17 protein-coding genes are annotated in these 15,654 nt (G+C 74.6%); 3 read left to right on the top strand and 14 right to left on the bottom strand.

What is annotated here, in order from left to right; genetic code table 11:
* Positions 1–99 precede the first annotated feature (99 nt).
* The 6 genes from MY520_RS05050 to MY520_RS05025 all read right to left on the bottom strand — a co-directional run bounded on the left by MY520_RS05050 (position 100) and on the right by MY520_RS05025 (position 4,835).
* Positions 100–546 (bottom strand): hypothetical protein, encoded by a 447-nt coding sequence (locus MY520_RS05050; RefSeq protein WP_436690714.1) that lies wholly within the window; start codon positions 544–546, stop codon positions 100–102.
* Positions 547–551: 5 nt separating this feature from the next.
* Complete coding sequence (gene dusB, locus MY520_RS05045; RefSeq protein ID WP_436690712.1) at positions 552–1,724, bottom strand: tRNA dihydrouridine synthase DusB; 1,173 nt, start codon at positions 1,722–1,724, stop codon at positions 552–554.
* Between the two features lie 104 nt (positions 1,725–1,828).
* Positions 1,829–3,232, bottom strand: coding sequence for a glycine--tRNA ligase (locus MY520_RS05040; RefSeq protein WP_436690710.1), 1,404 nt, complete (start codon positions 3,230–3,232; stop codon positions 1,829–1,831).
* A gap of 75 nt (positions 3,233–3,307) precedes the next feature.
* A complete protein-coding gene (locus MY520_RS05035; protein WP_436690708.1) occupies positions 3,308–3,682 on the bottom strand; it encodes an HNH endonuclease in 375 nt (124 codons plus the stop codon).
* Between the two features lie 57 nt (positions 3,683–3,739).
* Positions 3,740–4,015 carry an antibiotic biosynthesis monooxygenase family protein gene (locus MY520_RS05030; RefSeq protein WP_436690706.1) on the bottom strand — a complete coding sequence of 92 codons (276 nt, stop codon included), beginning with the start codon at positions 4,013–4,015 and terminating at the stop codon, positions 3,740–3,742.
* A 22-nt stretch (positions 4,016–4,037) separates the two neighbouring features.
* Positions 4,038–4,835: a hypothetical protein gene (locus tag MY520_RS05025; protein ID WP_436690704.1), complete on the bottom strand. Its 798-nt coding sequence runs from the start codon at positions 4,833–4,835 to the stop codon at positions 4,038–4,040.
* Between the two features lie 306 nt (positions 4,836–5,141).
* On the opposite strand from MY520_RS05025, the gene MY520_RS05020 reads away from it, so the two are divergent.
* The gene (locus MY520_RS05020) at positions 5,142–6,899 is read left to right on the top strand and encodes a serine/threonine-protein kinase (RefSeq protein WP_436690702.1); all 1,758 of its coding nucleotides are present in this window, start codon (positions 5,142–5,144) and stop codon (positions 6,897–6,899) included.
* Between the two features lie 117 nt (positions 6,900–7,016).
* On the opposite strand, the gene MY520_RS05015 is transcribed toward MY520_RS05020, so the two are convergent.
* The 5 genes from MY520_RS05015 to era all read right to left on the bottom strand — a co-directional run bounded on the left by MY520_RS05015 (position 7,017) and on the right by era (position 12,300).
* Positions 7,017–7,859 (bottom strand): serine/threonine-protein kinase, encoded by an 843-nt coding sequence (locus MY520_RS05015; RefSeq protein WP_436690700.1) that lies wholly within the window; start codon positions 7,857–7,859, stop codon positions 7,017–7,019.
* A gap of 163 nt (positions 7,860–8,022) precedes the next feature.
* On the bottom strand, positions 8,023–9,468 hold the full coding sequence (locus MY520_RS05010; RefSeq protein WP_436690698.1) for an FHA domain-containing protein: 1,446 nt from the start codon (positions 9,466–9,468) through the stop codon (positions 8,023–8,025).
* Positions 9,469–9,840: 372 nt separating this feature from the next.
* Positions 9,841–10,593, bottom strand: coding sequence for an isoprenyl transferase (locus MY520_RS05005; protein ID WP_436690696.1), 753 nt, complete (start codon positions 10,591–10,593; stop codon positions 9,841–9,843).
* 1 nt (position 10,594) lies between these two features.
* Positions 10,595–11,386, bottom strand: a complete 792-nt coding sequence (gene recO / locus MY520_RS05000; protein WP_436690694.1) for a DNA repair protein RecO — start codon at positions 11,384–11,386, stop codon at positions 10,595–10,597.
* Positions 11,386–12,300, bottom strand: a complete 915-nt coding sequence (era, locus tag MY520_RS04995; protein ID WP_436690693.1) for a GTPase Era — start codon at positions 12,298–12,300, stop codon at positions 11,386–11,388. The genes recO and era overlap by 1 nt, the downstream gene beginning before the upstream one ends.
* Positions 12,301–12,440: 140 nt before the next feature.
* Here era and MY520_RS04990 point away from each other — a divergent pair, with 140 nt between their 5' ends.
* Together MY520_RS04990 and MY520_RS04985 are read left to right on the top strand one after the other, a co-directional pair.
* Positions 12,441–13,049 (top strand): hypothetical protein, encoded by a 609-nt coding sequence (locus tag MY520_RS04990; RefSeq protein WP_436690691.1) that lies wholly within the window; start codon positions 12,441–12,443, stop codon positions 13,047–13,049.
* Positions 13,050–13,060: 11 nt separating this feature from the next.
* Positions 13,061–13,471 carry a DUF1801 domain-containing protein gene (locus MY520_RS04985; protein ID WP_436690689.1) on the top strand — a complete coding sequence of 137 codons (411 nt, stop codon included), beginning with the start codon at positions 13,061–13,063 and terminating at the stop codon, positions 13,469–13,471.
* Between the two features lies 1 nt (position 13,472).
* On the opposite strand, the gene MY520_RS04980 is transcribed toward MY520_RS04985, so the two are convergent.
* Genes MY520_RS04980 through ybeY form a run of 3 tightly spaced genes read right to left on the bottom strand, consistent with a single transcriptional unit; the run spans position 13,473 to position 15,652 of the window.
* Positions 13,473–13,805 carry a cytidine deaminase gene (locus tag MY520_RS04980; protein ID WP_436690687.1) on the bottom strand — a complete coding sequence of 111 codons (333 nt, stop codon included), beginning with the start codon at positions 13,803–13,805 and terminating at the stop codon, positions 13,473–13,475.
* Between the two features lie 6 nt (positions 13,806–13,811).
* Entirely contained in the window at positions 13,812–15,152 is a 1,341-nt protein-coding gene (locus tag MY520_RS04975; protein WP_436690685.1) for a hemolysin family protein, read from the bottom strand.
* The gene (gene ybeY, locus MY520_RS04970; protein WP_436690684.1) at positions 15,149–15,652 is read right to left on the bottom strand and encodes an rRNA maturation RNase YbeY; all 504 of its coding nucleotides are present in this window, start codon (positions 15,650–15,652) and stop codon (positions 15,149–15,151) included. Before ybeY ends, MY520_RS04975 begins: the two co-directional genes overlap by 4 nt.
* Positions 15,653–15,654 lie beyond the last annotated feature (2 nt).

Genomic DNA, 15,654 nt, shown 5'->3' with positions numbered 1-15,654 from the left:
CCTGGCTCAGCCGGGCGGGGACGCGCCAGCCCGCCGGCCCGGTTGACGGCACCGGACACCGGGTCCGGCGAACGCGGGGGGCTCTGATGGCCCGCCCGCTCAGCCCGCCGTGGTGCCGCAGACCCGCGGGCCGTCCTCGCTGACCACGGTCAGGACCGAGGTGCTGCCGTCGGACCAGGCGACCTCCACCCGCTGCACCGGCTCGCCGCCGGCCTCGGCGGCGGCGGTACCGGCGACCTCGCCGTCCCCGCCGGCGGCGTACTCGCCGGGCACCTGCTGGGCCTCGATGCGTCCCCGCTCCTCCTCGCAGAGCAGCTGGTGGGCGGTGTCGACGTCGTCCTGCGCCAGCGCCTGGAGGAACACGCCGGTGACCTGGCGGGCCTGCTCCTCGGGGGTGCCCTTCACCAGCGGCAGCCCCACGGCCATCCCCACGGCGACCGCGACCGTGCCGCCGAGGATCGCGAGGATGAGCCCGCGGGCTGCCCGCGGGGTGCCGGTGTGCAGCGGCGCCGGGTCGTCGTCGTAGAGGTAGGGCCCTTGCGTCATGGCGCTCACCCGCCGCTCACACTCAGCTCGGCCCCGGCCGGCGGCCGGGGGTCGTCGCGGTCGGCCAGCCAGCCCTCGGGCAGCGCAACCGGCCGCGGCGGCGAGGTGCGGCCGCGCGGGCCGCCGAGCACCGCCGTCGGGTACGACTGCTCGGGGATGCCGGCCAGCAGGCCGGCGAGCTCGTCGAGCGAGCTGACCATCGCCAGCGCGCGGCGGACGTCGGAGCCGACCGAGAAGCCCTTGAGGTACCAGGCGACGTGCTTGCGAAAGTCGGTGCAGCCGTGCCGCTCGCCCTGCTCCTCCGACAGCAGCGCGGCGTGCCGGTGCATCACCGCGGCGACCTCGCGGAGGGTCGGCAGCGCGCGCCGCGGCTCCCCGGCGAAGGCGGCGGCGAGGTCGCCGAACAGCCACGGCCGGCCCAGGCAGCCGCGGCCGATGACGACGCCGGCGCACCCGGTCTCGGCGACCATGCGCAGGGCGTCGTCGGCCTCCCAGACGTCGCCGTTGCCCAGCACCGGGATGTCCACGGCCTCCACCAGCCGGGCGATCGGCGCCCAGTCCGCGGTGCCGCTGTACAGCTGGTCGGCGGTGCGCCCGTGCAGGGTGATGGCCGCGGCGCCCTCGTCCTGGGCGATCCGCCCGGCGTCGAGGTAGGTGACGTGGTCGGCGTCGATGCCGATCCGCGTCTTGACGGTGATCGGCACGTCGCGGGCGGCGGCGACGGCGGCCCGCACGATGTCGCGGAAGAGGACCCGCCGCCACGGCAGCGCCGATCCCCCGCCCTTGCGGGTCACCTTGGGCACCGGGCACCCGAAGTTCAGGTCGACGTGCGCCGGCCGGGTGCCGGCGACGCCCTCGTCGACCAGCATCTCCACGGCCCGCCCGACGGTGGCCGGGTCGACGCCGTAGAGCTGGACGGAGAACGCGTCCTTCTCGTCGGGGGTGGCCCGCACCATCTGCAGCGTCTTCTCGCTGCGCTCCACCAGCGCCCGCGTGGTGATCATCTCGCAGACGTAGAGCCCGGCCCCGAACTCCCGGCACAGCGTGCGAAACGCGGGGTTGGTGATGCCGGCCATCGGGGCGAGGACGACGGCGGGGTCGACGGTCAGCTCTCCGAGCCGCAGCGGAGCGGGGCCCGTCCCGGTGGACGGACCCCGCTCCAGCACGCTGCTGCTCACTCTGCCCAGGGTAGGCGGCGACGTGGATCACCCCGCGAACCGGACTTCCCGCGCCGGGAGTCCGGGAGGAGCGCCGTCAGTCTCCGCGGATGACGACGGACTGCTCAGCAGACGGGGAGGCGGGTCTTCAAGTAGGTCTCGACCTGGTCCAGGCCGATCCGCTCCTGGCTCATCGAGTCGCGCTCCCGCACGGTGACCGCGTCATCGGTGAGCGTGTCGAAGTCGACGGTGAGGCAGAACGGCGTCCCGATCTCGTCCTGCCGCCGGTAGCGGCGGCCGATGGCGCCGGCGTCGTCGAAGTCGACGTTCCAGCTCTGCCGCAGCGTGGCCGCCAGGTCCCGCGCCTTGGGCGAGAGGTCGGCGTTGCGCGACAGTGGCAGGACGGCGGCCTTCACCGGCGCCAGCCGCGGGTCCAGCCGCAGCACCGTGCGGGTGTCGACGCCGCCCTTGGCGTTGGGCGCCTCGTCCTCGGTGTAGGCCTCGACCAGGAACGCCATCAGCGAGCGGGTCAGCCCGGCGGCCGGCTCGATGACGTACGGCGTCCAGCGGGTGTTGCTGCCCTGGTCGAAGTAGGTGAGGTCGGCGCCGGAGTGCTCCGAGTGCGTCTTGAGGTCGAAGTCGGTGCGGTTGGCGATGCCCTCGAGCTCACCCCACTCCGAGCCCTGGAAGCCGAAGCGGTACTCGATGTCGACGGTGCGCGTCGAGTAGTGCGACAGCTTCTCCTTCGGGTGCTCGAAGTGCCGCAGGTTGTCCCGGGAGATGCCGAGGTCGGTGTACCAGCGGGTGCGCTCGTCGATCCAGTACTGGTGCCACTCCTCGTCGGTGCCGGGCTCGACGAAGAACTCCATCTCCATCTGCTCGAACTCGCGGGTCCGGAAGATGAAGTTGCCGGGGGTGATCTCGTTGCGGAACGACTTGCCGATCTGGCCGATGCCGAACGGCGGCTTCTTCCGCGCCGCGCCCATGACCTGGGCGAAGTTCACGAAGATGCCCTGCGCGGTCTCCGGGCGCAGGTAGTGCAGCCCGGACTCGTCCTCGACCGGGCCCAGGTACGTCTTGAGCATCATGTTGAAGTCGCGCGGCTCGGTCCACGCGCCCTTCGTGCCGCAGTTCGGGCAGCTGATGTCGGCCAGGCCGTTCTCGGGCAGCCGGCCCTTGCGGGCCTCGAAGTCCTCCTCGAGGTGGTCGGCGCGGAACCGCTTGTGGCAGCTCTGGCACTCCGTCAGCGGGTCGGTGAAGACGCCGACGTGACCGGAGGCGACCCAGGTCTGGCGGGGCAGGATGACCGAGGAGTCCAGGCCGACGATGTCGTCCCGGCTCTGGACGACGGTCCGCCACCACTGCCGCTTGATGTTCTCCTTGAGCTCGACGCCCAGGGGGCCGTAGTCCCAGGCGGAGCGGGTGCCGCCGTAGATCTCCCCCGACGGGAACACGAAGCCCCGTCGCTTGCAGAGGTTGACCACCTTGTCGAGGCGGGCGGGGTCGTGCTTGGCGGTGCTCTCGCTCACGGCGGGGGGCTCCATCCGGCTGGCGGTCGGCGGTTGACCCGTCCACGGTAGTTGCGCCCCCGCGGAGCCCTTCGGTCAGCCGCCGGGTTCGTCCTCCGGCCCGGGGGCGAACAGCAGGGCCAGCGCCGCCCCGACCTCCGCGTGGCGGACCAGGAAGGCGCGTTCGTCGAGCCGCTTGCGCCGCAGCCAGCCGGTCACCTCGTCGTTGCACTTGCTGGCGTTGCAGGAACTGCACGCCGGCGCGATGTTGTCGAGGGTGTAGCGACCGCCGCGGGAGATCGGCAGGACGCAGTCGCGCTGCAGCGGCGTGCCGGTCGCACCGCAGTACGCGCAGCCACCCCAGGCCGCCTGGAGCGCCGTCCACTGCGCGGGGCTGAGGTCGTGCTCGACGCGCGCCATCCGGCGCTTCCGCTTGCGCGCGCTCCTCGCCCTGCGTGTCTGTCCGACCACGCGGGCAGCGTATGGCCGGCCGGCCGTCCGGCCGGCGTGACACCCGCGTCGTCCCGTTCAGTCGGTGAGGTAGGCGCCCGGCTCGTCGAGCGCGTGCACCCAGACCGGCGCTCCGGCGATCTTCACCTCGGCGGCCGAGAGCGCGCGGCGGTAGGCGCCGACGCCGTCCCAGCGGGTGACCAGCGCCCACAGCGCCGGGTCGTCCGCGGACCGGCCCAGCTCGCCGTCGCGGAAGCCCGGCCGCGCGGCGAGGGCGGCCAGCAGCGCCGCGACGTCGGTGGCCAGGGTGCCGGCGTCCTGCTCCGGCACGCGCAGGCGGGTCACCGCGAACACGGGGGCCTCCCCGTCCTCGCGCTCACGCGAAACCGCAGACGGTCAGTGCCTGGTCGACGCCGACGAGCACCTCGGCGGGGGTCCCGCCGGTCGTCGTGACGTCGAAGCTGACGACGTCCAGACCGCTGCCGGGGTCGTGGACGATGCCGGTGCTCTGCCCGCCGGAGATCGTCTCGCCGGCGAGGACGCGGTCGTAGAAGAACGCGGTCAGGTACTCCTCCGGCGTCTGCCCGGTGCCGGCCGAGGCCGAGACCGCCTCGTCCTGGAGCGTGGCGCAGGAGAGTGCGAAGACGGTGCCGACGTCGAACTCCAGGATGCCGTTCATGAACGTCACGGCGACGTCGCCCGAGCCGGGGTACCGCCCCTCGTCGGCACCGGCCTGCGACCGGGGCTCGACGGCCCCGCCGGTGCCGCCGCCGGGGTTCCCGGCCGGCGGCACGCTCGCCCCGCCGGGGATCGACGGGGGCGCGGCACCCTCGGTGTCCATCCCCGTCTCGATCGCGGGCGACGACGTGGACGCCGACGTGGAGCCGCCGGCGGTGCCGGCCCCCTCGTCGCCGCCGCCGAGCCGGACGAACAGCAGCACGCCGATCCCCGCGAGCACGACCACGAGCGCGGCCACCAGCCACGGCAGCGCGCCCCGCTTCTCCGGCGGCTGCCCGGACCCGCCGGGGCCCGGGCCGAAGGGGCCCGGGCCGAAGGGGCCGGAGGGGCCTCCGGGGCCGGGTTGCCCGTACGGGCCCGGCTGGCCGTACGTGCCCGGCTGCCCGTAGGGAGCGGGCGGCCCCGGCCGGCCGTAGGAACCTGGAGGCTGGCTCATGGTGCGTCTCGTCCGATCGTCTGCGGAGGCGCGAGGCGCCCGGAAGGACCCTGGCCGGGTCCGGAGCACGTGCAAGGTAGTGACGGGCGGGCCGGACGCCTACCGGTTCGGCCGCCGCGCGCGGTCACAGCTGCGTCACGAAGCGCGGCGGCCGGCACGCCCCGGACGCCGTCCGGCAGGCCGGCACCCGGCTGCGGCCGGGCCGCTGGTCGCCGGACCGATACGTCCCTAGACTCCGCCGACGTCCGCGCGGGCACCGGCAGCGACGAGCGCCTCCGCGGCGGCACACGGAGGGGCTCGGAGACGGTGGATCTGCAACAGTTCGGCGCCTATCGGATCGAGGCCCTGCTGGGTCGCGGCGGCATGGGCGAGGTCTACCGCGCGTTCGACACCGAGCACGACCGCGTGGTGGCGCTCAAGGTCCTCTCCGAGCACCTCGCCGCCGACGCGGGCTACCGCGAGCGGTTCCGCCGCGAGGCGCACCTGGCCGCCCGGCTGAACGAGCCGCACATCGTCCCCATCCACCGCTTCGGCGAGATCGACGGCCGGCTGTTCCTCGACATGCGCCTGGTGCCGGGCCGCGACGTCGCCGCCGTGCTGGCCGAGGAGGGGCCGATGGACCCCGCCCGCGCCGTGTCGGTGATCAGCCAGACCGCCCGGGCGCTGGACGCCGCGCACGCCGACGGCCTCGTGCACCGCGACGTCAAGCCGTCGAACATCCTGCTCAGCGGGCAGGGCGAGGACGAGTTCGTCCACCTCGTCGACTTCGGCATCGCCCGCTCCACGAACGACTCCTCCGGCCCCTCCCTGACCCGGACCGGCGCGGCGCTCGGCTCGTTCGACTACATGGCGCCCGAGCGCTTCCTGGAGCAGCCGATCGACCAGCGGGTCGACGTCTACGCGCTGGCCTGCGTGCTGTTCGAGTGCCTCACCGGCCGCCGGCCGTTCACCGGCGACGGCCTGGCCACGCTCATGTTCGCGCACCTCAACAACGAGCCCGAGGCGCCGTCCGCCGTCCGCCCCGGCCTCCCTCCGGCGCTGGACGCCGTGGTGCGGAAGGGCCTGGCGAAGGACCGCGACCAGCGGTACGGCAGCTGTGGCGAGCTCGCCGCCGCCGCCCGCGCCGCCCTCAAGGAGTCCGGGGTGACGCCGCAGCACGTGCCCTCCGCTCCCCCGACCTCGATCACCCCGATGCCGTTCACCCCGCAGACGATCGGCTTCTCCCACCCCGGTGGCTACGGCCCGCCGTCCGACCCCGGCGGCTACGGGCCGCCGTCCCATCCCGGTGGCTACGGGCCGCCGTCGGACCCCGGCGGGTACGGGCCGCCGTCCGACCCCGGTCCACGCACCGGCTTCCCAGCGCCCGGCTACCCGCCGCCCGCCGGTCCCGGCGGCTACCCGGTCCCCGGCTCGCCCGCCCCGGGCGGCCGCACGCCCAACCGGCTGCCGCTGATCCTGGGCGCGGTCGCCGTGGCCGTCGTCGCCGTGGTCGTCGGGATCATCGCGCTGACCCGCGGTGGCGACGAGCCGACCACCCCGGCGAGCAGCGACACCTCCACGTCGTCCTCCGCGGCCTCCTCGACCTCGACCTCGGCGTCGACGACGCCGGCGACCGATCCGCAGGACGAGCTGCTGGCGATCCTGCCCGGCGGCTTCGACCCGGCCGCCTGCCGGCCCGACACCGCGGGGGACGGCGAGCTGGCGGGTCTCGGCTGCGGCCCGGCCACCGCGCAGCCCGGCCCGACCGACTCGGCCTTCTACCTGTACGAGGACGCCGCGAAGCTCGACGAGGTCTTCCTGGCCGACATGGAGCGCAACGGGGTGACCCGGCTCGGGCAGGACCAGAACTGCCCGGACACCCAGGGCTACCAGCCGTACACGATCAACCAGCAGGACGCGGGCCAGGTCGCCTGCTACGTCGACGCGGACAACAACTCGTTCCTGATCTGGACCCAGGACGAGTACGGCGCCGAGGGCATCGTGGTGATCGCGAACGGCGGTCCCGAGGGGCTGCGCACGCTGGTCACCTGGTGGCTGGAGAACGCCAACAGCGACTTCGGCTGACCGGGTTCTCCTCAGGCATAGGAACCAATACCCACGTCACGGGGGCGAGGACGTGGGTATTGCTTCCTATGCCTCGTCAGCCCGCACGGCGGCGGGCGCCCCTCACGAGCCCGCCGGTCAGGCAGGAGCGGCCAGGGCGGCGCGGGCCAGCGCGTCGATCCGCTCGGCCACCTGCAGCGCCGTCGCCGGGCGGGTGCCGACCGGCGCGAGGCACTGGCGCACGAGCGCCTCCTCCTCCGCCGTCATGCCCGGCTGGATCCGCGGCTCGGCGCTCATCACCGTGCGGATGGCCTGCAGCGGCTCGCTGTCGGGCAGCTCGCCGTAGAGGCCGTTCCCGGTCAGCGCGCGGTGCAGGGTCGCACCGAGGGCGAACACCTCGGTGGCGCGGGACGGCCGCTCCCCCCGCAGCAGCGCGGGGTCGAGGAACTCCACCGACGCGGCGCTGGCCATGCCGGTCAGCGTCACGCCCGGGGTGAGGAACCGGGCCAGGCCGAGGTCGGAGAGCTTGCCGCCGTCCTCGGTGAGCAGGATGTTGCCGGGCTTGACGTCGCCGTGGGTCAGCCCCGCCTCGTGCAGGGCGTGCAGCGCCGACGCGGCGTGCGCGACGGCCCGCAGCACCTCTCCGCGCCGCAGCGGGCGGGCCGGCGCGGCCAGCGAGCCCAGCGGGCAGTACTCCATCGCGTACAGGAAGCTGTCCTGCAGGACGGCGTCGTAGACCCGCACCAGGTACGGCGAGCTGACCTGCGCGAAGGCCCGCAGCTCACGGACGCCGCGCTCGTAGGCCTGCTCGCTGTGGGTACCGGTGAACACCTTGACCGCGACGTACTCGTCGGGCAGCCCGAGCCGCGCCGGCGGGCGGGCCAGGTAGAACCGGCCGTTGTTGCCCTCGCCGAGCACCCGGATCACCTGGTAGTCCGCGATGGTTGCGGGCGCCGCGCCCACCAGGCCGACGGCATCCATCCGAAGTCCTCCCGGAACGTGTCTACCCCGTGGCAGCCGCGGCGACCGGACGGCGGCGGCAGCGGCCCAGTCTGCCGGGGCGTGGCCGGACCCGGAAGGGCGTCCACGGCCGCGTCGTCGCACCCCCCGGGGGCCGTCGAGGCCACGATGGCCCCTCGGCGGGTCAGTGACCGCCGTGCGGGAACTCGAAGACGAACTGTCGGCTGCCCATCCGCACGGCCATGCCGGGCAGCAGGTGGATCGGCTGCCCCGGGACCAGCGACGACCACGCGGGGGCCCCGCGCGGCGCGACCAGCGTGCCGTTGGCCGAGCCGGTGTCGACCAGGACGACGTCCCAGCCCTCGAGCCGGATCTCGGCGTGCCGCCGGCTCACCCCGCCGGTCTGGTCGACCACCAGCAGCGGCCGCAACTGGCCGGAGCGCACCCGGTCGTCGATCTCCGGCTCGCGGCCGAGCAGGTAGTCGGCATCCAGGCTGACCGTGGCGCCGTTGTCGAACAGGAGCAGGCCCAGCGGCGGGCGGACGCCCTCGACGAGAACCCCGCTCTGCTGCACCACCCGGACGCCGCACAGGGCACAGAAGGGCAGGCGCGGGTCGTTGAGGTGCCCGTTCTCGCAGAGGAAGCCCTTCGCCCGGGGCCGGGTGTCCTCGGGTTCCCGTACCAGGGCGGCCGGTGGCTGCTCGGTCGAGACGATGGGCAGCGGCGGCCGCGGCGGCTCGGCCTCGGAGGGAGCCGACAGGGAGACCGCGCGCAGCGGCGGCGGCAGCGCCACCGGCGGCGGGACGACGACGTCCGGTCCGGACGCGGCGTGCGGCCCGCGGGCCTGTGCGGCGGGGCCCTGCTCGTGCGGCGCGGACGCGGCGAGGGACGCCGGCGGCACCGGCGGGACGCCCGTGCCCGCCACCGGCGGCATCGCCGTCCCGGCAGCCGCGGGGTCCGGACCGGCGGGCACCGCCGCCGGGGACGGGAGCCGGACGGAGGCCGGGTGCGACGGCGCGTCCGGCGCGGGCGAGGGTGCCGGGGTAAGCACCGCCGCGGCCCCGGGGACCGTGCCCGCCATCAGGTCGGCCAGCGGGTGGGGGGCCATCTCCAGCGGTGCCCCGGCGGTGAGCCGCAGCGGAGCGGGAGGCCAGTCCACCAGGCGGTCGAGGAACGCGGTGCCGTCGGGCAGCCGTTCGCCGTCCTGCGGGGTCAGCCGAAGGCCGAGGTCGGGCACCTCGGCCACGCCCCGGCCGGCCAGCCCGATGGCGAGACCGTCCTCGGTGGCCCCGGCCACCGCGAAGGAGGGCGGCTCGCTGTGGGACGCCAGCCAGCCGCGCAGCTCCTCGTGCAGCCGCCGTCCTGGCGCGCGGCTGCCGGCGGCCGAGACGCGCCGGCACAGGTCGACCAGCTCGCCGACCCGCCGGTCACCGACCGGAACCGCAGGTGGAGAAGCCACCGGCGCGGCAGCCCAGCCGCCCAGGCGGACGGCGGGTGCCGGTGTCGCCGTCGCCTCGACGGCGACCACGAGCACGATGCCCGGCACCCGGACGACGAGGTCCGTCCCCGGGGCGATCGCGACCCCGACCTGGTCGAACGGCGGCACGGTGGCTCCGCTCGAGACGCTCACCAGACCAGCCACCCCGCCGTCGATGCGCCGTCGGTCCACGGGTCGGTCGCGGGCGACTGCTCAGGGAGGTCCGCGGGTGGAGCGGGTCGCGGGTCCTGGGCGTGCGGAGACGCGATGGTGCAGTCGCTCACGGGGATGGTCCGTCCTAGTCCGGGAGCCGCCACTGTCGAGCGAGGGACCGCCCGTGTCAACGGACCCGACGACCGCCGGCCGGCCGCGCGTCAGGCTGTGCCCCCCGGCCTGACTCCGCGCCCCGGTCCGCGCCTCGCTGCGATGCTCCCGGGGCTGTCGTCAGGCTGTGCCCCCCGGCCTGACTCCGCGCCCCGGTCCGCGCCTCGCTCGTTCCTCGCTGCGATGCTCCCGGGGCTGTGGTCAGGCTGTGCCGAAGCGGCGCTGCCGCGACGCATACTCCTCACACGCGGCCCACAGGTGCCGCCGGTCGAAGTCCGGCCAGAGCGTGTCGAGGAAGACGAACTCGGCGTACGCCGACTGCCACAGCAGGAAGTTGCTGGTGCGGTTCTCCCCGGAGCTGCGGACGAACAGGTCGACGTCGGGCATGTCCGGCTCGTCGAGGAACCGGGCGACGGTCTCCTCGGTGACCTTGTCCGGCTTGAGCCGGCCGGCGGCCACCTCGCGGGCGATCGCGGCGGCGGCGTCGGCGATCTCGGCCCGCCCCCCGTAGTTGACGCACATGGTGAGCGTCAGGACGTCGTTGTCGCGGGTGAGCTCCTCGGCGACCTCGAGCTCCTTGATGACGCTGCGCCACAGCCGCGGACGGCGGCCGGCCCAGCGCACCCGCACGCCCAGCTCGTGCATCTCGTCCCGGCGCCGGCGGATGACGTCGCGGTTGAAGCCCATGAGGAAGCGGACCTCCTCCGGGCTGCGCCGCCAGTTCTCCGTGGAGAAGGCGTAGGCGCTGATCGCCGAGATGCCCAGCTCGATGGCGCCCTCGACGCAGTCGAACAGCGAGGACTCCCCCGCCTCGTGCCCGGCGGTGCGGGGCAGTCCGCGCTGCTTGGCCCACCGCCCGTTACCGTCCATCACGATCGCCACGTGGCCGGGGACCTTGTCGGCCGGGATCGCCGGCGGCCGCGCACCGGAGGGGTGCGGGTCGGGCGCCTTCACCTCACGCCTCACTCAGCAGGCCCGCTTCCCGGCGCGGGGCCGACGGATCGGAACGGTCGACCAGCGGCAGCGAGCGCAGCCCGCGCTCGAGGTGCCACTGCAGCAACGCGGCGACCAGGCCGCTGCCCTCCCGGCGGTTGACCCCCTGGCTGGCCTCGGCGGTCGCCCAGTCGCCGGTCAGCAGCGCGTCGAGCAGCTCGATGGTGACCGGATTGGGCATCGCCGACCCGGCCGGGCGGCAGGGCGGGCACACCGTGCCGCCGGCCGGCACGGAGAAGTGCCGGTGCGGGCCCTCCTCGCCGCAGCGGGCGCACCCGGCCAGCGCCGGTTCCCAGCCGGCCACCGACATGGCCCGCAGCAGGAAGGCGTCGAGCACCAGGCCGGCCGGGTGGGTCCGCTCGGCCAGTGAGCGCAGCGCCCCGATGACGAGGAGGAACAGCCGCAGCGAGGGCTCCTTCTCCTCGGCGGTGAGCCGGTCGGCGGTCTCGAGCACGGCGGTGCCGGCGGTGTAGGCCGGGTAGTCGCCGGCGATCGGCTGGCCGTAGGCGCGGATGGACTCCGCCTGGTTGACGATGTCGAGGTTGCGGCCCGTGTAGAACTGCAGGTCGACGTGGCTGAAGGGTTCCAGCCGGGCGCCGAACTTGCTCTTGGTGCGGCGGACGCCCTTCGCGACGGCGCGCACCTTGCCGTGCCGCCGGGTCAGCACCGTGACGATCCGGTCGGCCTCGCCCAGCTTCTGGGTCCGCAGCACGACCCCCTCGTCGCGGTAGAGCGACTTCGGTGTGGTGCTCATCAGTAGCCCAGCCGGTTCAGCTTCTTGGGGTCGTCCTGCCACTCGCCCAGCACCGTGACGTGCAGGTCGAGGTGCACCCGGGCGCCGAGCAGCGTCTCCATCCCCTGGCGCGCCTCGGTGCCGATGGCCTTGATGATCTCCCCGCCGCGGCCCAGCAGCATCGGCTTCTGGCTCGGGCGCTCGCAGTGCAGCAGCGCGTGCACCGCGACCAGCTCGCCGCCGGCCCGCTTGGGGTCGGGGCGGCGGGTCATCTCCTCGATGGTGACGGCGAGGGAGTGCGGCACCTCCTGGCGCACCTTCTCCAGGGCGGCCTCGCGCACCAGCTCGGCGATCTGCCGCTCGACGTCCTCGTCGGTGGTCTGCTCCTCCGGGTACAGCGGCGGCCCCTCGGGCAGCAGGCCGACCAGGAGGTCCTCCAGCAGCTCGACCTGGTCGCCGGCCACGGCGCTGACCGGGACGACCTCGGCCGCCTCCACCAGCTGGCTGGCGGCCACGAGTTGCTCGGCGACCTGCTTCTTCGACGCGGCGTCGGTCTTGGTCACGACCACGACGACCGGCACCCGCACCTCGCGCAGCTGCCGGGCGATGAACCGGTCGCCGGTGCCGACGGGCTGGTCGGCGGGCACGCAGAAGACGACGACGTCGACCTCGGACAGCGTGTCGCGGACGACGTCGTTGAGCCGGCGGCCGAGCAGGCTCTTGGGCTTGTGCAGGCCGGGGGTGTCGACGAGCACCAGCTGACCGCCGGGCCGGTGGACGACGCCGCGGATGGCGTGCCGCGTGGTCTGCGGGCGGTTGCTGACGATGCCGACCTTCTCGCCGACCAGCGCGTTGGTGAGCGTGGTCTTGCCGGCGTTGGGGCGGCCCACCAGACAGGCGAAGCCGCTGCGGTACGGCTGGTCCGGCGAGGTCACCGCACCAGTCTCCCACCGCCGTCCGACACCCCCGGTGCGCCACCGGGTGAGCTCCCGGACATTCCGCGCCGGGAGTCCGGGGCGGGTCCCGGACTCCCGGCGCGGGGAGTCCGGAGGAGGCCGCCTGGGAGGATCGGGACGTGGCTGGGCGGAGACGGCGGGAGCAGGACGAGCCCCTGGCGGTACGGGCACTGCGGGAGCAGGAGCGGCACACCACGCAGGTCGGGGCCTACGGCTTCTTCCCCCGCCGCGGCCCGCGGCGCTCGGCGACGGTGACGCCGGCACCGCTGCGCTACTGGCAGTTCAACCCCGCGCGCCCGTGGCTCGTGCTCACCGCGCTGCTCTGCGTCGCGGCCTGGCTGGGCCTGTTCGCCTGGCAGCGCGGCACCGCCGGACTGGTGGACGAGCTGCCGCTGGCGGTGCTGCTCGGCGTGGCCGTGCTGGTGCTGTCGACCGCGCGCACGACCGTGTCCGACGCCGGGCTCTCCTTCGACATCGCCGGGCTGCGGCGGACGTCGACGCTGCACGTGGTCGCCCGCAGCCTGGTCCGCGAGGTGCGCCGGGGGAACCCGCCGGACGGGTGGCCCCGGGCGAGGTCGCGCGGTGGCTGGTGGCCGGGACGCACGCGGGTCGCCGTCCGGCACCTGGCCGCCGACGGCGACGGCGAGCGGGCCTTCACCGTCTGGGTGCGCGACCCGGAGGCGTTCGCCGAGGCCCTCGGACGGCCGACCGCCGGGGACCGGCACTAGCCTCCTCCGCCGTGGAGCCCCTCGATCAGTACCTGGCGGGCGTGGACGCCGCCGCGGCGGAGACGCTCCGCGAGCTCGACGCCGCCGTCCGGGCCGCGGCTCCCGAGCTGGAGCTCGCCATCAAGTACCGGATGCCGGTCTACGCGCTGGACGCCCGCTGGCGGCAGTGGGTGGTCGCCCTGAGCGTCACCAAGGACGCCGTCAACCTGCGCTTCCTGTGGGGGGTGCTCCTCGACGACCCGCTGGGCGTGCTGCGGCCCGGGTCGTCCACGCTCACCACCTGGGACTTCCCGCGCGGGGCCGCCGTCGACGCGGCGGCCGTGGGCGACTACGTGCGGAACGCGCTGGCCACCCGCGAGCACTTCCTCGCCCACGCCGAGGAGATCAGCGAGCAGGCGAGAGCCCGGGCCCGCGGCCGTTGACTCAGGCGCTGGTGCGCACCGCGCCGTCCGGGCCGGCGAGGAACACCGGGGCGGACGGCGTGAGGTCGCGGACCGCGGCCAGCCCGGCCTCCTCGACCGCGTCGGCGGCGGAGACGATCGCGGCGGCCTCCAGCCCCTCGACGCCGCTGGAGACGGCGGCGGCGACCGCGGCCTGCAGCGCCGACAGCGTCAGCGACGGCAGGGCGACCGACGCGGCGACGTAGGTGCGCCCGTCGGTGTCGCGCACGGCGGCGCCCTCCGGTGCGCCGGTGCGGCCGCGGGCGGAGCGGGCGAGGGTGACGAGCTTGGCGTCCTCGGGCTGGAGTTCAGACACGGCCGGTCAGCTTTCCACGGCCGCGGGCACGTCCGCTCGGGTGGCCCCCGGCTCCTCGTCGTCCTCGGCCACCGGCTCCGGCACCCGGCAGACCAGGATGGTGTCGATCCGGTTGCGCCGCCCGCCGGTGCTCTCCGCGACCAGCCGCAGACCGGCGACCTCGGCGACCGAGCCCTCGATCGGGACCAGGCCGAGCTCGCGGGCCAGCAGGCCGCCGACGGTCTCCACGTCGTCGTCCTCCGGCAGCTCGACGTCGAACAGCTCGGCGAGGTCCTCCACCGGCAACCGGGCGGTGATCCGCACCGAGCCGTCGGCCAGCCGCTCGACCGGGGGCCGCTGGAACGCGTCGTGCTCGTCGGCGATCTCGCCGACGATCTCCTCGAGGATGTCCTCGATGGTCACCAGCCCCGCGAAGCCGCCGTACTCGTCGACGACGATCGCGATGTGGATGCGCTGCGCCTGCATGTCGCGCAGCAGCTCGTCGACCGGCTTGGACTCCGGCACGAACGTCGGCGGCCGCATGAGCTCCTCGACCCGCAGCCCGTTCTTCGGGTCGTGCACGCCCTGGGTCCGGCGGATGAGGTCCTTGAGGTAGACGACGCCGACGACGTCGTCGACGTTCTCCCCGATGACCGGCAGCCGGCTGAACCCGCTGCGCATCGCCAGCGCGAGGGCCTGCCGCACGGTCTTGGTGCGCTCGATCCACACGACGTCGGTGCGCGGCACCATCACCTCGCGGGCGATCGTGTCGCCCAGCTCGAACACCGAGTGGATCATGTTGCGCTCGCCGGACTCGACGACGCCGCGCTCCTCGGCCATGTCGACCAGCTCGCGCAGCTCCACCTCGGAGGAGAACGGCCCGTCGCGGTAGCCACGGCCGGGGGTCAGCGCGTTGCCGACCAGGATCAGCAGCGTCGCCACCGGCCCGAGCACCCGGCCGAGCAGCCGCACCAGGCCGGCCGTGGCCAGCGCGAACCCGTAGGCGTGCTGGCGGCCGAGCGTGCGCGGGCCGACGCCGACGAGCACATAGCTGACGACGGTCATGACGCCGGCCGTGGCGAGCACGGTCTGCCAGCCACCGCCCCACAGCCGGTACACGACGACGGCGCCCATGACCGCGGCGACCATCTCGCAGGCGATCCGCAGCAGGAGGAGCAGCGACACGTGCCGCGCCCGCTCGGCCACGACGTCGACGAGGACGGCGGACCGCTTGACGCCGTCGCGCCGCATCTCCTCCACCCGGGCCATGGAGACGCGCTGGAGGGCGGCGTCCATCGCGCCGAAGACGCCGGCGAGGGGGATGAGGCAGACGGCGATCACCAGGAGGGTGATCTCGCCGGAGGTCATCGCTGCCCCGGCCCCCGCTCGACGGCCTCACCGGTCATCGGTGCCCGCGGTGCGGAGCGCCAGCCGTCCAGCAGCTTGGACTGCAGGCCGAACATCTCCTTCTCCTCCTCGGGCTCCATGTGGTCGTAGCCCAGGATGTGCAGCACGCCGTGCGTGGCCAGCAGGATCAGCTCGTCGTCCATCGTGTGGCCGGCGGCGCGGGCCTGGCGGATGGCGACCGACGGGCAGAGGACGACGTCGCCGAGCAGGGCCGGCCCCGGGTCCGGCTCGTCGGGACGGCCGGTGTCCAGCTCGTCCATGGGGAAGGCGAGGACGTCGGTCGGCCCCTTCTCCCCCATCCAGCGCTCGTGCAGCGTGCTCATGTAGTCCGGGTCGACGCACAGCACCGACAGCTCGGCCATCGGGTTGACGCCCAGCTCGGCGAGCACGTAGGTGCAGATCGCGGCGAGCGAGGACTCGTCGACGGCGATCTCGGACTCGTTGGCCACCTCGACCGGCATGC

This window comes from Geodermatophilus sp. CPCC 205506 (assembly GCF_051383635.1).
In the GTDB taxonomy this organism is placed as follows: Bacteria; Actinomycetota; Actinomycetes; order Mycobacteriales; family Geodermatophilaceae; genus Geodermatophilus.
The sequence above is the reverse complement of the archived record's forward strand: the minus strand, read 5'-3'. Positions and strand labels throughout refer to the sequence as shown.

Bases quoted from the DNA above. Each gene is read 5' to 3' on its own strand.
- MY520_RS05015 (WP_436690700.1), bottom strand. From the start codon at position 7,859: ATGGATGCCGTCGGCCTGGTGGGCGCGGCGCCCGCAACCATCGCGGAC.
- recO (WP_436690694.1), bottom strand. From the start codon at position 11,386: ATGAGCACCACACCGAAGTCGCTCTACCGCGACGAGGGGGTCGTGCTG.
- MY520_RS05050 (WP_436690714.1), bottom strand. From the start codon at position 546: ATGACGCAAGGGCCCTACCTCTACGACGACGACCCGGCGCCGCTGCAC.
- MY520_RS05025 (WP_436690704.1), bottom strand. From the start codon at position 4,835: ATGAGCCAGCCTCCAGGTTCCTACGGCCGGCCGGGGCCGCCCGCTCCC.
- ybeY (WP_436690684.1), bottom strand. From the start codon at position 15,652: ATGCCGGTCGAGGTGGCCAACGAGTCCGAGATCGCCGTCGACGAGTCC.
- MY520_RS04975 (WP_436690685.1), bottom strand. From the start codon at position 15,152: ATGACCTCCGGCGAGATCACCCTCCTGGTGATCGCCGTCTGCCTCATC.